The following is a 16,107-nucleotide window of genomic DNA, read 5'->3' as shown; positions in this document are numbered from 1 at the left end:
CTGACCCCCCATCCACGCATGGCGTGGATCTACCATGGGCCCTTCCAGGATGGATCGAGAAGCCCGCATGTGTACTTTCATCACCGTGTTCCTGCCCAGCACGCTGGACCATGAGGCGGCCGCCGCGGTCTTCCACCGCAGCGGACGGCGCCTGTTCGCGCAGGATTCGCCCAGCCTGCAGGCGGCGGTCGGGCCTGGCTGGCAGCCGTGGTTGAGTGCCGCCCACTGCGATTGCGGTACGGCGCTGGCCTCGTCGCATGCCGAGCAGGCGTGGAAGGGCGATGCCGAACGCTGGCGGAAGAAGGGCTGGAGCGAGGCGAAGATCGCCCGTGCGCTGGCCGGGCAGTTGGCGCGGCATGAGCAGGAACAGGACGCGCGCCGGGATGAAGCCTTGATCGACGCCGGCCAGTGGCTGCAGCGTATCGACGCGCTGCTGCAGGTTGGGGCCGCGCGCATCGGCCTGCTGGTGCGCGACTATGACGGTTCGTTGGGTGCCCGGCAGCCGAAGCCGCCGGAGCACCACTGGCCGCGAGCGCGCCTGACGGCGTCGGATCTGCTGGCATTCGAGCCGGGCACGTTGTACTGGATCGATCGCGGGTAGTGCCGGCCGCTGGCCGGCAACCTACGGAGAGACATTCATCCACGCATGGCGTGGATCTACTGCAGGGCCGAGCCCACGCTCGGCTGCCTTCATTCGTCTTCGTCGATGAACGCGTAGCCGCCGTCAATCAACTGCTGCAGATACGCATCGAAGCTCGGCGCGATCACCGCGTAGCTGTCCGGATCGTGCAGGTAGCGCACTACCTGGCCGATGGTGCCGCCCGGCGCAGGATCAAAATCCAGATACAGCATCGAGGTGCCGCCATTATTCATGCAGTGCGAGAAGCACAGGCGGCGGTTCATCGGCAGATCGGCGTCGATGCCCTCGCCGAGAATCTCCGGCTCGTCATCCAGCCATTCTTCGTAGATCGAGCGGATGCTGTCGTCCCAGTGCTGCTGGTCTTCGAAGATCTGCGCGACCGAGCGCAGGTAGTACGGGTAGCCGCCGTCCTCCACGTCCGAGCCGAGCATCAGCACGCAGACCTTGCCGCCGGGGTAGTCGCGGAAGTGGGTGCCATCCACGCGCGATAGCAGCTCCACCAGGCTGTCCGGCACCAGCGGCCACTGCACACGCAGCCGTTGCAGGTCTTCGGCGCTGGCGCCCTGGACATGTGCCCACTGCGGGGCATCGTCGGCAGGCAGGCGCGGGATCAGGCCAGACAGAAAGCGGTCAACCAGGTTCATGCGAAAAAAGGGGACGGAGGGGATTAAGTCGTATCCAACCACACCTGCGTCACGCCGCCAATGCAGAATGCGACGCGGGAGGGGCGAAAACGGCTTAATCCCCTCCGTCCCCTTTTTCTTGCGGAGCAGGCGCATGAATCGTTGGCGATGCGGTGTGGCGATGATGCTGGGGCTGGCGGCGATGCCGGCGTGGGCGGCGATGAAGACCCAGCCGGTGGAATGGACGCACCAGGGCGCGACCTTCAGTGGCGTGCTGGTCTATGACGATGGCGACAACGACAAGCGCCCGGGCCTGGTGATGGTGCCGAACTGGAAGGGCGTGAACGCATCGGCCATCGAGAAGGCCAAGCAGTTGGCCGGGGATGACTACGTGGTGCTGGTGGCCGATGTCTACGGAAAGGGCGTGCGGCCGAAGACCGATGCCGAGGCCGGGCCGGTGGCGACCAAGTTGCGCAATGACAGGCCGCTGCTGCGTGCACGCGCGCTGGAGGCGGTGAACGTGCTCAAGGCGCAGGCCGGCAAGGCGCCGTTGGATGCCAGCCGGATCGGCGCGGTCGGTTTCTGCTTCGGCGGTACCACCGTGCTGGAACTGGCCCGTGCCGGTGCGCCGCTGGCCGCTGTGGTCAGCCTGCATGGTGGGCTGGGTTCACCGCTGCCGGCGCAGGCGGGTGGCACTCATCCGTCGGTGCTGGTGCTGAACGGGGCCGATGACAAGAGCGTGAGCGCTGAGGACATCGCCGCTTTCCAGAAGGAAATGGACGCGGCCAGGGTCGACTGGGAATTCACCAGCTACAGCGGTGCGGTGCACTGCTTCGCCGAGCGCGATGCCAACAGCCCGCCGGGGTGCCAGTACAACGAACGGGCGGCCAAGCGCGCGTGGAAGGCGCTGGATGAGTTCTTCGAGGAACGCTTCGAGAAACGTTGATTCGTGCAGCGGTAGTGCCGGCCGCTGGCCGGCATTCCCGTGACATCCGCAGCATCATGAGGTTGCCGGCCAGCGGCCGGCACTACCGATGTTTCAGTGCCGACCAACGGTCGGCACACCTCCGCCATCAATGCGAGCGCTGCACCGCGTAGCGGGCCAGGCCACGCAGGGCGGCCACGGCATCATTGTCGGCCAGCCCATCCAGTGCACGCTCGGCCGCTTCGGCGTATTCCTCGGCACGGCGGCGGCTGTACTCCAGGCCGCCGGTGGCACGGATCGCCGCCAGCACTTCCGGCATCGCCGAGGCGTCGCCGTCCTGCACGATGGTGCGCAGGCGCTCGCGGGTGGCGTCGTCGGAGTGGGCCATCGCGTGGATCAGCGGCAGCGTGGCCTTGCCCTCGGCGAGGTCGTCGCCCAGGTTCTTGCCCAGCTCCTCGGCGTTGGCCGAGTAGTCCAGCACGTCGTCGGCGATCTGGAACGCGTAGCCCAGGTGCATGCCATAGTCGAACAGGGCCTGCTGGGTCGCTTCGTCCACGCCGCTGGCCAGCGCACCCAGGCGGGTGCCGGCGGCGAACAGCACGGCGGTCTTGCGCTCGATCACGCGCAGGTAGGCGGCTTCGTCGGTATCCGGGTTGTGTACGTGCAGCAGCTGCAGCACCTCACCTTCGGCGATGCGGTTGGTGGCATCGGCCAGGATCTGCATCACCGGCATGCGCTCCAGCTCGACCATCAGCTGGAAGCTGCGCGAGTACAGGAAGTCGCCGACCAGCACGCTGGGCGCGTTGCCCCACAGCGCGTTGGCGGTGCTGCGGCCACGGCGCAGGCTGGATTCGTCCACCACGTCGTCGTGCAGCAGGGTGGAGGTGTGGATGAACTCGATGATCGCCGCCAGCTGGTGGTGCTCCGGGCCGGCCTGGCCAACCGCGTGGCCGGCCAGCATCACCAGCATCGGGCGCAGGCGTTTGCCGCCGGCGGAAATGATGTGGTCGGCGATCTGGTTGATCAGCACGACGTCCGAAGACAGCCGGCGCCGGATCAGGGCGTCGACGGCGGCCATGTCGGCCGCGGCAAGCGACTGGATCTGGGGCAGGCCCAGGGCGGGACGGGTGTCTTCGGTGATGGTCATGCGATCAGGCTTTCAGGCTCACCACCGATTATAGGCGCTGGCCGTGAATTCGGGCGCAAACCGGGCGGGCGGGCGTCTGCTGGCCGGCCAACGCCGACGCCGGCGTGAATACGTATGCAGGTTGCGCCATGCCCGGGAGCCCGCCGCTAAGCTTGCCGGATCAGGATTTCGGCCCGCTCCCGGCGGGTCCTGCATGCCCGGAGGGGGGCTGTCGATGTCGCACTATCCATGGTGGCGCGGAGCCGTCATCTACCAGATCTACCCGCGCAGTTTCCTGGACGCCAACGGCGATGGCGTGGGCGATCTGCCAGGCATCATCCAGCGCCTGGACCACATTGCCGCGCTGGGCGTGGATGCAATCTGGATCTCGCCGTTCTTCAGGTCGCCGATGGCCGACTTCGGCTACGACATCGCCGACTACCGCGACGTCGATCCGCTGTTCGGCAGCCTGGACGACTTCGACCGCCTGCTGGCCAAGGCCCACGGCCTGGGCCTGAAGGTGATGATCGACCAGGTGCTCAGCCACACCTCGATCGAGCACGCCTGGTTCCGCGAGAGCCGCCAGGACCGCAGCAATCCGAAGGCCGACTGGTACGTCTGGGCCGACCCGCGCGAGGACGGCACGCCGCCGAACAACTGGCTGTCGCTGTTCGGCGGCTGTGCCTGGCAGTGGGAGCCGCGCCGCGAGCAGTACTACCTGCACAACTTCCTGGTCGACCAGCCGGACCTGAACTTCCATCACCCGGACGTGCAGCAGGCCACCCTGGACAACGTGCGCTTCTGGCTGGAGCGCGGCGTGGATGGCTTCCGCCTGGATGCGATCAACTTCTGCTTCCACGACGCACAGCTGCGTGACAACCCGGCCAAGCCCGCCGACAAGCGGGTTGGGCGCGGCTTCAGCCCGGACAACCCGTACGCCTACCAGTACCACTACTACAACAACACCCAGCCAGAGAACCTGCCGTTCCTGGAGCGCCTGCGCGCGCTGCTGGACGAATACCCGGGGGCGGTCAGCCTGGGCGAAATCTCTTCGGAGGACTCGCTGGCGACCACCGCCGAGTACACCCGCGACGGCCGCCTGCACATGGGTTACAGCTTCGAGCTGCTGGTGGATGACTACAGCGCGGCCTATATCCGCGATACGGTCTCGCGCCTGGAAGCGGCAATGACCGAAGGCTGGCCGTGCTGGGCGGTGTCCAATCACGATGTGGAGCGCGCGGTCAGCCGTTGGGGTGGCCACCCGGCCGATCCTCGCCTGGCGCGGATGCTGGTGGCGATGCTGTGCTCGCTGCGTGGCTCGGTCTGCCTGTACCAGGGCGAAGAGCTGGGCCTGGCCGAGGCCGAGGTGCCGTTCGAGGCCCTGCAGGATCCCTATGGCATCACCTTCTGGCCGAACTTCAAGGGCCGTGACGGCTGCCGTACCCCCCTGCCATGGACCGACGCGCCGCTGGCCGGCTTCACCACCGGCCAGCCCTGGCTGCCGATCCCGGCCGAACATCGGGCCGCGGCGGTCGCCGTGCAGGAGCGCGATCCGCATTCGGTGCTGTCGGCGTTCCGCGCGTTTCTGGCCTGGCGGCATACCCAGCCGGCCCTCCTGCATGGCAGCATCAGATTTCTTGAAAGCGCCGAGCCCGTGCTGCTGTTCGAGCGTATGCTTGCAGATGAAACCCTCCTGCTGGCCTTCAACCTGTCGGCCGAGGCGGTGAGCCATCCGCTGCCGCCAGGTGACTGGCAGCAGGTGGCGGTGCCGGGCCCGGATGCGGGCACGGTGCAGGGCAATGAACTCCAGCTGCCGCCGCGCGCGGTGTATTGCGCCCGACGCAGCTGACCGTTTTCTCCGGTGGCGGTACTTGCGGGGACGGGGCCGAAGCGCCCCGTCCCTTTTTTGTGGGTGGCCCTGGCCGACCAACTGCCGGCACCCGCGCAAAAGAAAACCCGCTGCCTGCGCAGCGGGTTTCCGGTCCTGCTCCCTGTTTTCTGTTGCCGGCCAGCGGCCGGCCCTACCCGGTGCGGGTCAGAACTTGTAGTTCACGCCCAGCATGTACGTGCGGCCCCACTCGATGTACTCCAGCGGACGATCCTTGCTGCCGGCGTAGGTGCGGTACGGCTCGTTGGTCAGGTTGCTGCCCTGCAGCAGCACGGTCAGCCCCCGCAGGGCGCTGCTGTCGCTGAAGGTGTAGCTGACCTGCGCGTCGGTCACGTTCTCGCCGACGACGTAACGCAGGCTGCGGTTGCCGTTGAAGTTGCCGATCTCACCGATGAAGTCCGAACGACGGCGTTGGCTGACACGTGCCTCAAAGCCATTGCGCTCATAGTAGGCGGTGAAGTTGTACACGCGCTTGGACAGGCCCGGCAGGCTGATCGGGTCGCTGCCCACGCTGGACGCGCTTTCCGGGTCCAGGATGGTGATGTCGCTCTTGTTGAAGGTCGCGCTGGCCTGCACGCCGAACCCGCGCAGGCTGTCGGTCAGCATCTCCAGCGGGAACGACCCGGTCAGCTCCAGGCCCTTCAGCGTGCCGCCCTTGCCGTTCTGCGGCGCGGAGAAGGTGCCGGTGTACTGAACCGGCGCCGCACCTTGCTGAGGAACGTAGTTGCGAAGCAGTTCGGTGAAGTCGTAGTTGTCCACCGACTGGGTGTAGACGTAGCTCTTCAGGTCCTTGTAGAAGATCGCGGCGGCGACGTAGGCCTTCTCGCCGAAGTACTTCTCATAGGACAGGTCCAGCGCGGTGGCACGCCACGGGTCCAGCAGCGGGTTGCCGCCACTGCCGCCGGGGCGGCCGGTGCCGGTATCCACGCCGAACTCCAGGCCGGCGCGCATCTGGTCCACGCGCGGGCGTGCGACCTGTTTGGCGGCGGCGAAGCGCAGGGTCTGCTGGTGCGGGAACAGGAAGGCCAGGTTCAGGCTCGGCAGCCAGTCGTTGTACGTGCGGCCCGCGGAGTAGGGCTGGATGTTGTTGCCGGCCGTTTGCGAGCTGTCCCAGTAGCGCGAATCCGAGCTCTGGTCGGTGTGCTGCATCTGCACGCCGATGTTGCCGCGCACGCCGACTTCGCCGATGTCGGTGTTGATGTTCAGGCGCGCCCAGGCGGTGGTGATCTTCTCCTGCACCGTCCACGACTTGGGAATCAGGTAGTCCAGGTTGTCGACCGGATTGAAGGTCATGTAGCGGCCGACCGCAGCCGGCACATCCCACGCCGGAATGGTGCCCAGGCCGGCGAAACCGAGATTGACCGGGCGGTACTGCAGGTCCGCGGCGATGTTGGCATCGCCCTGCGCGCCGAGCAGGATGTTGCCCTCGGACTGGGTCTTCACCTTGCGGCGGTCGGCATAGTTGACGCCGATGTCGATGTCCGGCGCCCACGAGGCGATCGCTTCGGGCAAGGCGATCGTTGCGGCCAGCTTGCCACCCTTCAGGCGGTCTTCCACCTGCGGCACCTTGCCGTAGCCGGAGCCGTAGATGGTGTTGGTCAGGAACAACGCGTCGGGGTTGGAGTAGTTCAGGCCCGGGCTGATCTGCGAGAAGCCGTTCTGGCGGATCGACACGCCGACCGTATCCAGCTGCGGCATCGGGGTCAGCTGCAGGTTGTTCTCCAGGTTCAGCTCATCGCGCGTGGCCTTGGAGTAGTTCAGGTCGGCGACCAGCTTGACGCCACCGAAGTTGAACTCGTTGTTCCAGCCGAACGCATCGATCTTGTCCTTGCGCTTGTTGTACATGCCGCGCACCAGCGGGTATACGCCGCTGGCGGTGCCGCCGGTGAACGAGCCGTTGGCGTTGACCTGCGGATTGCTGACCAGCAGGCCCGGGGTGTAGTTGCCGTTGTAGTTGCTGAGATTCAGCTCGAACTGGTTGGCGGTATCGATCTGCTCGGCTTCGGTGTGGAACGCATCGAAGGTGCTGGTCCAGCCGTTGTTCGGCCGGAACTGGATCGTGGCCATCACGCCGTCGCGCTTGTTGTTGCCGGTACGGCGCAGCGCCTTGATGCCATCGGAGAAGTAGGTGCCGGCGCCGACGCCCGGGCGGTCGCCCTTGTCGGTGTGCTCGGTGGTCCACGGTTCGTACAGGCCGACCTGGTTTTCCTGGATCGGCATGTCGCTGTGCGCGTAGCCGATGGCGATGCCCAGGGTCTTGTCCAGGAACTGGTCGATGTAGCTGGCGCTGAAGCGGTTGCCGTACGGATCGACATTGGCCGCGCGGCCCAGCGAGCTCTTCTGGTAGCGGCCGCTGACCGCGATCACGCGCTCGCCGAAGCTGAGCGGACGTGCGGTCTGCATGTCGATGGTGCCCGACAGGCCCTGGCCGACCAGTGCCGCATCCGGGGTCTTGTACACGGTCACGCCGTTGACCAGTTCGGATGGGTACTGGTCGAACTCGACGCCGCGGTTGTCACCGGTGCTGACCACTTCGCGGCCGTTGAGCAGGGTGGTGGCGAAGTCCGGCGACAGGCCGCGCACGCTGATCACCTGCGCACGGCCGGCCACGCGCTGTGCGGCCAGGCCGGGCAGGCGCGAGATCGATTCGGCGATGCTGACGTCGGGCAGCTTGCCGATGTCTTCGGCGGAAATCGCCTCGACCACCGAGGTGGCGTCCTGCTTGACCGCGATCGCGTTCTCGATGCCACGGCGGATGCCGGTGACCTGCACCGTATCGAGGTTGGTGGCGCTGGTGCCGGCCGGCGTGGTGGTGTTCTGCGTGGACTGTGCCGACGCCAGTGTCGGCGCCAGGACAACGGCCAGCGCGATGCTCAGCGCGCTGCGCTTGTGGTTCAACATTTTCCCCTCCCAGGCAATGTTGCAGATCGATTTGTGAGCGTTCCGGCAGGGCCGTGAACGTGCGACGCGGTGGCCGCTGTCGTCGCCGCTATGGTAGGCAGCGCGTTCTTCGCGGGAATCACCCTGCATACGTATTCAATGGCGTGTGCAGGGATGTAATCGCTTTCAGGCGCCTTGTTCGGTAGAGCCGAGCCCATGCTCGGCTGCGTTTCGGTGCTACGCACCGCCGCCCGAGCATGGGCTCGGGCGCTACGCGGGCGCAGGTAGGAAAACGTTCAGCGGATCGGCGTGAAGCGGATGGCCTGGCCGCCACCCGGCGCCAGCACCAGCGTCAGGGCGTCGGCGCTGGTCACCTCCCGGGTTTCGCGGGCGAATGCGAACGGGTTGCTGCGGAAATCAGCACCTTCACCATCGCGGTAGATCTCGGCGCGATAGCGCACGCCGGGTTCCAGGAAGCCCAGCGACACCGGCAGCACGCGGCCGTGCTCGTCGGTGATGCTGCCCAGGAACCAGTCGCGGCTGTTGCGGTCGCGGCGCACGATCGTCACGTAGTCGCCCACTTCGCCCTCGAGCACGCGGCTCTGCTCCCAGTCCACCGCCACGTCCTCGATGAAACGGAACGCCTCGCGATGCTGCAGGTAGTGTTCGGGCAGGTCGGCGGCCATCTGGATCGGGCTGTACAGCACCACGTACAGCGCCAGCTGCCGCGCCAGCGTGCTGGGGATCGCCTGGCCGTGGCGGCCCTTCAGGCTGAGGATGCCGGGGGTGTAGTCCATCGGCCCGGCCAGCATGCGGGTGAACACCAGGTTGACCTCGTGCTCGGGCGGGTTCGGTGGCTGGCCCCACGCGTTGTATTCCATGCCGCGCGCGCCTTCGCGCGAGATCCAGTTGGGGTAGGTAAGGCGCAGGCCGGTGTCCTTGATCGGTTCATGCGGGTTGACCGACAGGTGCCGGCGCGCGGCCTCCTGCACCACCTTCAGATGGTGGCGGGCCATGAATTGCCCGTCGTGCCACTCGCGCCACAGCGGCCCCCCTGCCGGATTGCGACGATCGACCTGGCCGTCGTCGCACACATAGCCGGTCTTGAACTGGTCCACCCCCAGCCGTGCATACAGGTCCAGTGCGGCACCCAGCTGGTCCTCGTAGTGCTCGATGGCGCAGCCGGTTTCATGGTGGCCGATCAGGTGCACGCCCTTCTTCAGGCCATATGCCGACAGCGCTTCAATGTCGAAATCAGGCGTAGCGCGGGTGAAATCGAAGTCGTAGCCATTGCCCACCCACATCCCGTCCCAGCCCGGGTTCCAGCCTTCCACCAGCACGCCGCGGAAGCCGTGGGCGGCAGCGAAATCGATGACCTTTTTCGTCTTGGCGGTCGTGGCCGCGTGCTTCGGCCCGGTCGCCCAGCTCTCGTTGTCCAGGTGCATCGACCACCACACGCCCAGGTACTTGGCCGGTTTCACCCAGCTCACATCCCCCAGCGCGTTGGGTTCGTTGAGGTTGAGGATCAGGTCCGACTCGACCAGGCCGCCGGCGCGATCGGCGATCTGCAGCGTGCGCCACGGCGTGGCAAAGGGCAGGGTGCGGCGTACCTTCCAGCCTTCGGCCGAGGGCGAAAGCTGCGCGCGCAGGCGTTGGCCCTCGGTGCGGCGCAGCCACATGCCGGCGTAGTCCACCAGCGCCGCCTCGTGGATCGCCACGTGCAGGCCGTCGCGGCTGCGCAGGGTCATCGGCGTATGCACCAGCGGCACTTCGCGCAGCGGCGTGCGCTGGTACAGGTACTCGTAGTGGATCGGCTCGCCGGCGGGAATCCACCAGGCGGTTGATTCGGGCGCGATGGCGAACTCGGTCAGTTCATCATCGATGATGGCTTCGCGCAGGTTCGGTTGTTCAGGGAACACATAGCGGAAGCCAAGGCCATCATCGTAGACGCGGAACACCACATCCAGCCGTCGCTTGCTGCCGGTGGTTCCGGCGAGCTGTACGGTCAGCTCGTTGAAGTGGTTGCGGGTGAGCCGGCGTTCGCCCCACGGCTGCGCCCAGGTGTCATCGACGCTGCGCCGCTGCTGGCCCAGCAGGGCGAAATCGCGGTCCAGGCGGCCGTCGCGCAGGGCGAAGCCGAGCTTGGAATCCTCCACCACGGTGTCGCCCAGGCGCTCGACACGGTAGCGGGCGGTGCCGCCGTCCAGCACCAAAGTGACCTTCAGAACCTTGCCCGGCGATTCGACGCTGGCCACCTGCGGCGCGGCCTGTAGCAGCGTGGCCCACCCGATCAGGGCCAGGCCGAGCATGTGCGCGAACACCGCGCGTACAGCAGTAGGTGACATCGGCAATTCCCCTCCCAAGGCGCCGTTGGCAGACCCGGACCATAAGCCAGCGCGGCGGGCGCGCCACCGCGTGATGCCATGAATACGTATGCAACTGGACGCAGCCGACAGCCCCGCGTCTACCATGGGGCCAGGGCACCTTGAGGGAGGGGCCGCGCCCGCCCGCCGGCAACGACGGTGCGGACCTACAACGCGTGCAGAGAGGGAGGGAGGCCGACGGGCGCAAGCCGGTCCGCCGCTTCGATGCTGAAGATCATTTGCCTGACCGCTGCCCTGGGGGCAGCGCTGGGTTCGACCGCGCAGGCGGCCGACCTGCAATTCGACGGCCGCAATGCGCGCGCCGAAGCCGCTGCCAACGGCAGCTTCGTGCTGCATGCGCCGGCGGGCGAGGTGCGTATCGCGCCGATGCCGATGCGCAGCCAGACCGGCAGCGTGATGTTCGATGCGCTGTTTGCACTGGCCCAGCAGGACATGGACCAGGACCGCGTGGATGCGATCCGTGACCCGGCCTTCGACGAAGGCCGGCCGGTGCCCTGCGAATGTTTCCAGACCGGCGCGCGTTGGCCCTACGTGTGGACCCGCGATGTCAGTTTTGCCGCCGATCTGGCGCTGGCGCGGCTGGACCCGCAGCGCACGCGGCAGTCACTGCAGTTCAAGCTGTCGGCGGCGCGCGATGGGCACACGCCCGGCCTGTTCGTGGCGCAGGACACCGGTTCCGGCGGCAGCTGGCCGATCAGCAGCGACCGCGTGGTGTGGTTCCTGGCCGCGCGCCACCTGCTGGATGATGCGGCCTTTGCCGACCAGGTCTGGCAGGCGTTGCAGGGCACGCTGGCGCAGGACCGTGCGATGGTGTTCGACGCGCAGATGGGCCTGTACCGTGGCGAGACCTCGTTCCTGGACTGGCGCGAGCAGACCTACCCGGACTGGACCCGCGAGAACGTGCGATTCATCGGCGATTCCTATGCGCTGTCCACCAACGTGCTGCATTACCAGGCCCTGCGCCTGGGCCAGCAGATGGCCACGCAGCTGGGCGACGAGCGCGCCGGGCAATACAAGGCCTGGGCCGATGCGCTGGCGGTGCAGATCGATGCACGCTTCTGGCGGCAGGACAGCGGCCAGTACATGAGCTACATCGGCGAGGCCGCGCACCCGGTGCCGTACGCCAAGGTCGATCTGCTGGGCCTGTCGCTGGGCATCCTGGCCGGCGTGCTGCCGGCCGAGCGTGCGCGCCATGCGCTGGCGGCCTACCCGATGGGGCCGGCCGGCAGCCCGGTGGTCTGGCCGCAGGAAGCGCAGCAATCGATCTATCACAACCGCGCGATCTGGCCGTTCGTCAGCGCCTATTCGCTGCGTGCTGCGCGCCAGCTGGAGGATGCCCCGCGCATTGCCGCCGAGATCCGTTCGCTGATGCGCGGCGCCGCGCTGGCCGGATCCAACATGGAAAACTACGAACTGGCCAGCCAGGCCGTGCATGTCGACGAGGGTGCGCTGAGCGGCCCGGTGGTCAATTCCGAACGCCAGCTGTGGTCGGTGGCCGGCTATCTGTCGATGGTGATCGAGGGCGTGTTCGGCGTGCAGGACGATGGTCGTGTACAACCCAAGCTGCCAGCGGTGCTGGTGCCGGAACTGTTCGGCACGCAGCGCCGCATCAGCCTGGACGCCGCTGGCAAGCGCTATGTGCTGGTGCGCCCGAACCAGCTGGGCGACGGCCTGCTGGTGGCGGGCAAGGTGAAGACGCGTGGCGCCACCACGACCGTGCAGCTGGTGGCTGCTCCGCCGGTGGCCGGCATCGGCGCAACGGCCGCCGACGCCAATGCACGCGCGCCGGCCACGCCGGCGGCACCGCAGGCACGACGCAGTGGCAAGGGCTGGCATGTCGCGGTCGCGGCCGGCCAGGTGCTGTGGCTGGACGGTCGAGCGGTTCCGGCGAGCAAGGGCCTGGCGCGCATTGACGACAATGGCCTGCAGCACTGCCTGAGCCTGACCCGGCGCGAAGGTGCGCTGGAATCCCTGCACAGCCCCACGGCCTGCGTCGGCCCGCAGCAGGTGCTGAAGGGCGCGCAGCGCTGGCAGTTCAGCCCAGCCGCCGCCGGCCAGGTGCGCCTGCGTCTGCAGTACGCCAATCCGAATGGACCCATCAACACCGGCGTCACCGCCGCAGTGAAGCAGTTGGCACTGCAGTGCCCGGGGCAGCCGCTGCAGCGGCATGCGGTGGTGCTTCCGCACAGCGTGGCCGTGCAGGAGTCCACTTCGGCAACGTTCGTGGTGCCCAAGGGGCGATGCACGGCCACCCTTGAAGAGGGCTTCAACATGAGTGCGCTTGAGCATTTCGCGCACTACACCGGCGGCAGGGGCGGGCGCGACGGCGTGCTCAACCAGGCCCGGGTGCAAGCGCTGAAGGTGGCGCCGGTGGCTGCGAACGAGGGCGCACGATGAATCGTCCCGCCAAGCCACACCTGTCGTTCTGGCAGATCTGGAACATGTGTTTCGGCTTTCTCGGCATCCAGTTCGGCTTTGCCCTGCAGAACGCCAATGCCAGCCGCATCTTCGAAACCCTGGGTGCGGACATGGAGGCGGTGCCGGGGCTGTGGATCGCCGCACCGCTGACCGGCCTGCTGGTGCAGCCGGTGATCGGCTACCTGTCCGATCGCACCTGGACGCGCTGGGGCCGCCGTCGTCCATTCTTCATGATTGGCGCGGTGCTGACCACGCTGGCGCTGCTGGTGATGCCCAATTCGCCGACACTCTGGATCGCCGCCGGCACGCTGTGGGTGCTGGACGCCTCGATCAACGTGTCGATGGAGCCGTTCCGTGCCTTCGTCGGTGACCAGCTGGCACCGCGCCAGCGCCCCACCGGCTATGCAATGCAGAGCTTCTTCATCGGTGTGGGCGCGATCGTCGCCAGCTTCCTGCCCTTCATCCTGGCCCACTTCGGCGTGGCCAACACCGCCGCCGCCGGCGAAGTGCCCGACACGGTGCGCTATGCGTTCTATTTCGGCGCCGTCGTGCTGCTGGCGGCGATCACCTGGACGGTGCTCAGCACCCGCGAATACTCGCCGGCAGAGCTGGCCGGTTTCGAGGATGCCGAGCCTCCGGCACATCACGCCGCAGCGGTGATCAGCGGTCCTGCACCGTGGACGCAGGTGGCGGTGTGGCTCGGGCTGGGTGTGTTGCTGGCACTGCTGATCACCTGGCGGCAAGGCGACAGGATGCTGTACGTGCTGGCCGGCCTGTGCGCAGGCTATGGCCTGTTGCTGGCGGCCGCGCGCGCGTTGCCGGCCACCCACATGCTGGCCGCCATCGTCGGCGACCTGCGCGCGATGCCGATCACCATGCGTCGCCTGGCGTGGGTGCAGTTCTTCTCGTGGTTCGCGCTGTTCGCCATGTGGATCTACACCACCGCTGCGGTGGCTGGTACCCACTTCGGTTCGACCGATCCGCAGTCGGCGGCCTACAACGAAGGCGCCAACTGGGTGGGCGTGCTGTTCGGTGCCTACAACGGCTTCGCCGCACTGGCGGCGGTGCTGATTCCGCCGATGGTACGTGCCATCGGCCTGCGCTGGAGCCATCTGGTCAACCTGTGGTTGGGCGGCGCCGGCCTGGTCTCACTGATGTTCATCCGCGATCCGCACTGGCTGCTGCTGTCCATGGCCGGTGTGGGCTTTGCCTGGGCGTCGATCCTGTCGCTGCCGTATGCACTGCTGTCCGACAGCGTGCCGGCATCGAAGATGGGCGTGTACATGGGCATCTTCAATTTCTTCATCGTGATCCCGCAGCTGGTTGCCGCCAGTGCGCTCGGCTTTGCCCTGCGCGCCTGGCTGGGCGGCCAGCCGATGCAGGTGCTGGTGCTGGGCGGCTGCAGCCTGTTCGTGGCCGGCCTGTGCGTGCTGCGGGTTCCGTCCCGTCCGGAGGTGGTGTGATGCGTGCTGCGTTGGCTGTTGCTGTTTCCGTTGCCCTGTTCGCCGGCCAGGCCGTGGCCGCGCCGCGCCCGGACTACGTCGGTACCACCGAGCCGTTCGCCAGCGATGCGGTGTACTTCGTGGTCACTGACCGCTTCGTCAACGGTGACCCGTCCAACGATCACCGCGACCAGGGTGGCCCGCACCCCACCTTCGATATTCCGGTGCCCTGTCCGGACAAGGTGGATGGCAACATCGGCTACCTCGGCGGCGACTTCCGCGGCGTGCTCGACAATGCGCAGTACATCCGCAACCTCGGCTTCGGCGCGGTGTGGATCACGCCGATCGTCGACAACCCGGATGAGGCCTTCACCGGCAGCAAGCCGATCAGCTGCACCAGCACGCTGACCGACCGTGGCAAGACCGGCTACCACGGCTACTGGGGCATCAATTTCTACAAGGTGGACGAGCACTTGCCCAGCAAGGACCTGGACTTTGCCGGTCTGACCCAGGGCCTGCACGGCGCCGGCCTGAAGGTGGTGCTGGACATCGTCGGCAACCACGGCTCACCGGCCTGGACCATGCCGACGCGGCAACCGCAGTTCGGCCAGATCTTCGACAAGGACGGCAGGCTCATCGCCGATCACCAGAACCTGCCGCCACAGAAGCTGGATCCGAAGCACAACCCGCTGCACGCGTTCTACAACACCATCGGGCCGGTCGACAGCAAGGACGGTTCGATCTTCGACGGCAATCTGGCCGAGCTGTCCGACTTCAACCAGGACAACCCGGCGGTGATGGACTACCTGGTGGGCGCCTACCTGCAATGGACCGCACAGGGCGTGGATGCACTGCGCATCGACACCATCGGCTGGCTGCCGCACCCGTGGTGGCATGAATTCGTCAGCCGCATCCGTGCGCAGCATCCGGGCATGTTCATGTTCGGCGAAGCGTTCGATTACGATGCCGCGCGTATTGCCGAGCACACCTGGCCGGCCAATGCCAACGTCAGCGTGCTCGACTTCCCGTTACGCGGTGCGCTGGAACAGGCCTTCGGCACTGCGGGCAAGGGCTTTGAAGTCCTGGCCGAGCCACTGCACCTGAGCGGCGGCCCGTATTCGAACCCGTACGAGCTGATGAGCTTCTACGACAACCACGACATGCCGCGCCTGCAGGCCAGCGACAACGGCTTCATCGACGCGCACAACTGGCTGTTCACCGCGCGCGGTATTCCGGTGGTCTATTACGGTTCGGAAACCGGCTTCATGCGTGGCCGTGCCGAGCATGCCGGCAACCGTGCCTACTTCGGCCAGCAGCGAGTCGATGCCGCGCCGCAGAGCCCGATCTTCGCGCCGCTGCAGCGCATCGCGAAACTGCGCCAGGCCACGCCGGCGCTGCAGCGCGGCCTGCAGGTGAACGAGCGCCTGCACGGCGACGAAGCGGTGTTCCTGCGCGTGCTGCAGCAGGAAAATGTGGCGCAGACCGCGCTGGTGCTGCTGAACAAGGGCGATGTGGCGCGCACCTTCGAGGTGGCGCGCTACCTGCAGGCTGGCATCTGGCGTGACGCACTGGGCGGCGGCGAGGTGAAGGTGAAGAACCGCCTGCAGACCGAAGTGCCCGCGCACGGGGTGAAGGTCTACGTGCTGGATGCGCCGGTGCAGCAGCCAGCGCTGCAGGCCGAGCTGGACAAGGCGATGGCCGACCAGAAGGCGCGGGACGTGCGACTGGGGCGGTAGTGCCGGCCGCTGGCCGGCAACCCGTGAATCCATGGCACTTTCAGG

The 16,107-nt window shown here is 67.1% G+C and carries 10 protein-coding genes; 6 read left to right on the top strand and 4 right to left on the bottom strand.

Annotated elements, in window-relative coordinates; all coding sequences use genetic code 11:
• Positions 1-67 precede the first annotated feature (67 nt).
• Positions 68-601 (top strand): hypothetical protein, encoded by a 534-nt coding sequence (locus ARC23_RS05510; protein WP_057496293.1) that lies wholly within the window; start codon positions 68-70, stop codon positions 599-601.
• Positions 602-690: 89 nt separating this feature from the next.
• Here the strand turns inward: ARC23_RS05510 and ARC23_RS05505 are convergent, their stop codons facing one another.
• Complete coding sequence (locus ARC23_RS05505) at positions 691-1,284, bottom strand: SMI1/KNR4 family protein (RefSeq protein WP_057496292.1); 594 nt, start codon at positions 1,282-1,284, stop codon at positions 691-693.
• Positions 1,285-1,417: 133 nt separating this feature from the next.
• Between ARC23_RS05505 and ARC23_RS05500 the strand changes: the two genes are divergently transcribed.
• The gene (locus ARC23_RS05500; protein WP_057496291.1) at positions 1,418-2,209 is read left to right on the top strand and encodes a dienelactone hydrolase family protein; all 792 of its coding nucleotides are present in this window, start codon (positions 1,418-1,420) and stop codon (positions 2,207-2,209) included.
• A gap of 127 nt (positions 2,210-2,336) precedes the next feature.
• Here the strand turns inward: ARC23_RS05500 and ARC23_RS05495 are convergent, their stop codons facing one another.
• Positions 2,337-3,335, bottom strand: coding sequence for a polyprenyl synthetase family protein (locus ARC23_RS05495; protein ID WP_057496290.1), 999 nt, complete (start codon positions 3,333-3,335; stop codon positions 2,337-2,339).
• A 214-nt stretch (positions 3,336-3,549) separates the two neighbouring features.
• On the opposite strand from ARC23_RS05495, the gene ARC23_RS05490 reads away from it, so the two are divergent.
• Positions 3,550-5,163: an alpha-glucosidase family protein gene (locus ARC23_RS05490; protein ID WP_057496289.1), complete on the top strand. Its 1,614-nt coding sequence runs from the start codon at positions 3,550-3,552 to the stop codon at positions 5,161-5,163.
• Between the two features lie 186 nt (positions 5,164-5,349).
• On the opposite strand, the gene ARC23_RS05485 is transcribed toward ARC23_RS05490, so the two are convergent.
• Together ARC23_RS05485 and ARC23_RS05480 are read right to left on the bottom strand one after the other, a co-directional pair.
• The gene (locus tag ARC23_RS05485; RefSeq protein ID WP_057496325.1) at positions 5,350-8,103 is read right to left on the bottom strand and encodes a TonB-dependent receptor; all 2,754 of its coding nucleotides are present in this window, start codon (positions 8,101-8,103) and stop codon (positions 5,350-5,352) included.
• Between the two features lie 275 nt (positions 8,104-8,378).
• Complete coding sequence (locus tag ARC23_RS05480; protein ID WP_057496288.1) at positions 8,379-10,433, bottom strand: glycoside hydrolase family 97 protein; 2,055 nt, start codon at positions 10,431-10,433, stop codon at positions 8,379-8,381.
• A 237-nt stretch (positions 10,434-10,670) separates the two neighbouring features.
• Here ARC23_RS05480 and ARC23_RS05475 point away from each other — a divergent pair, with 237 nt between their 5' ends.
• From ARC23_RS05475 to ARC23_RS05465, 3 genes are read left to right on the top strand one after another with little or no spacing between them, the layout of a single operon-like run.
• The gene (locus ARC23_RS05475; RefSeq protein WP_057496287.1) at positions 10,671-12,863 is read left to right on the top strand and encodes a glucosidase family protein; all 2,193 of its coding nucleotides are present in this window, start codon (positions 10,671-10,673) and stop codon (positions 12,861-12,863) included.
• Positions 12,860-14,347 (top strand): MFS transporter, encoded by a 1,488-nt coding sequence (locus ARC23_RS05470; protein ID WP_057496286.1) that lies wholly within the window; start codon positions 12,860-12,862, stop codon positions 14,345-14,347. Before ARC23_RS05475 ends, ARC23_RS05470 begins: the two co-directional genes overlap by 4 nt.
• Positions 14,347-16,062, top strand: coding sequence for an alpha-amylase family glycosyl hydrolase (locus ARC23_RS05465; RefSeq protein ID WP_057496285.1), 1,716 nt, complete (start codon positions 14,347-14,349; stop codon positions 16,060-16,062). The genes ARC23_RS05470 and ARC23_RS05465 overlap by 1 nt, the downstream gene beginning before the upstream one ends.
• Positions 16,063-16,107 lie beyond the last annotated feature (45 nt).

The organism is Stenotrophomonas beteli (assembly GCF_001431665.1).
Classification (GTDB): domain Bacteria; phylum Pseudomonadota; class Gammaproteobacteria; order Xanthomonadales; family Xanthomonadaceae; genus Stenotrophomonas; species Stenotrophomonas beteli.
This window is presented reverse-complemented; position numbering and strand designations above follow the sequence as displayed.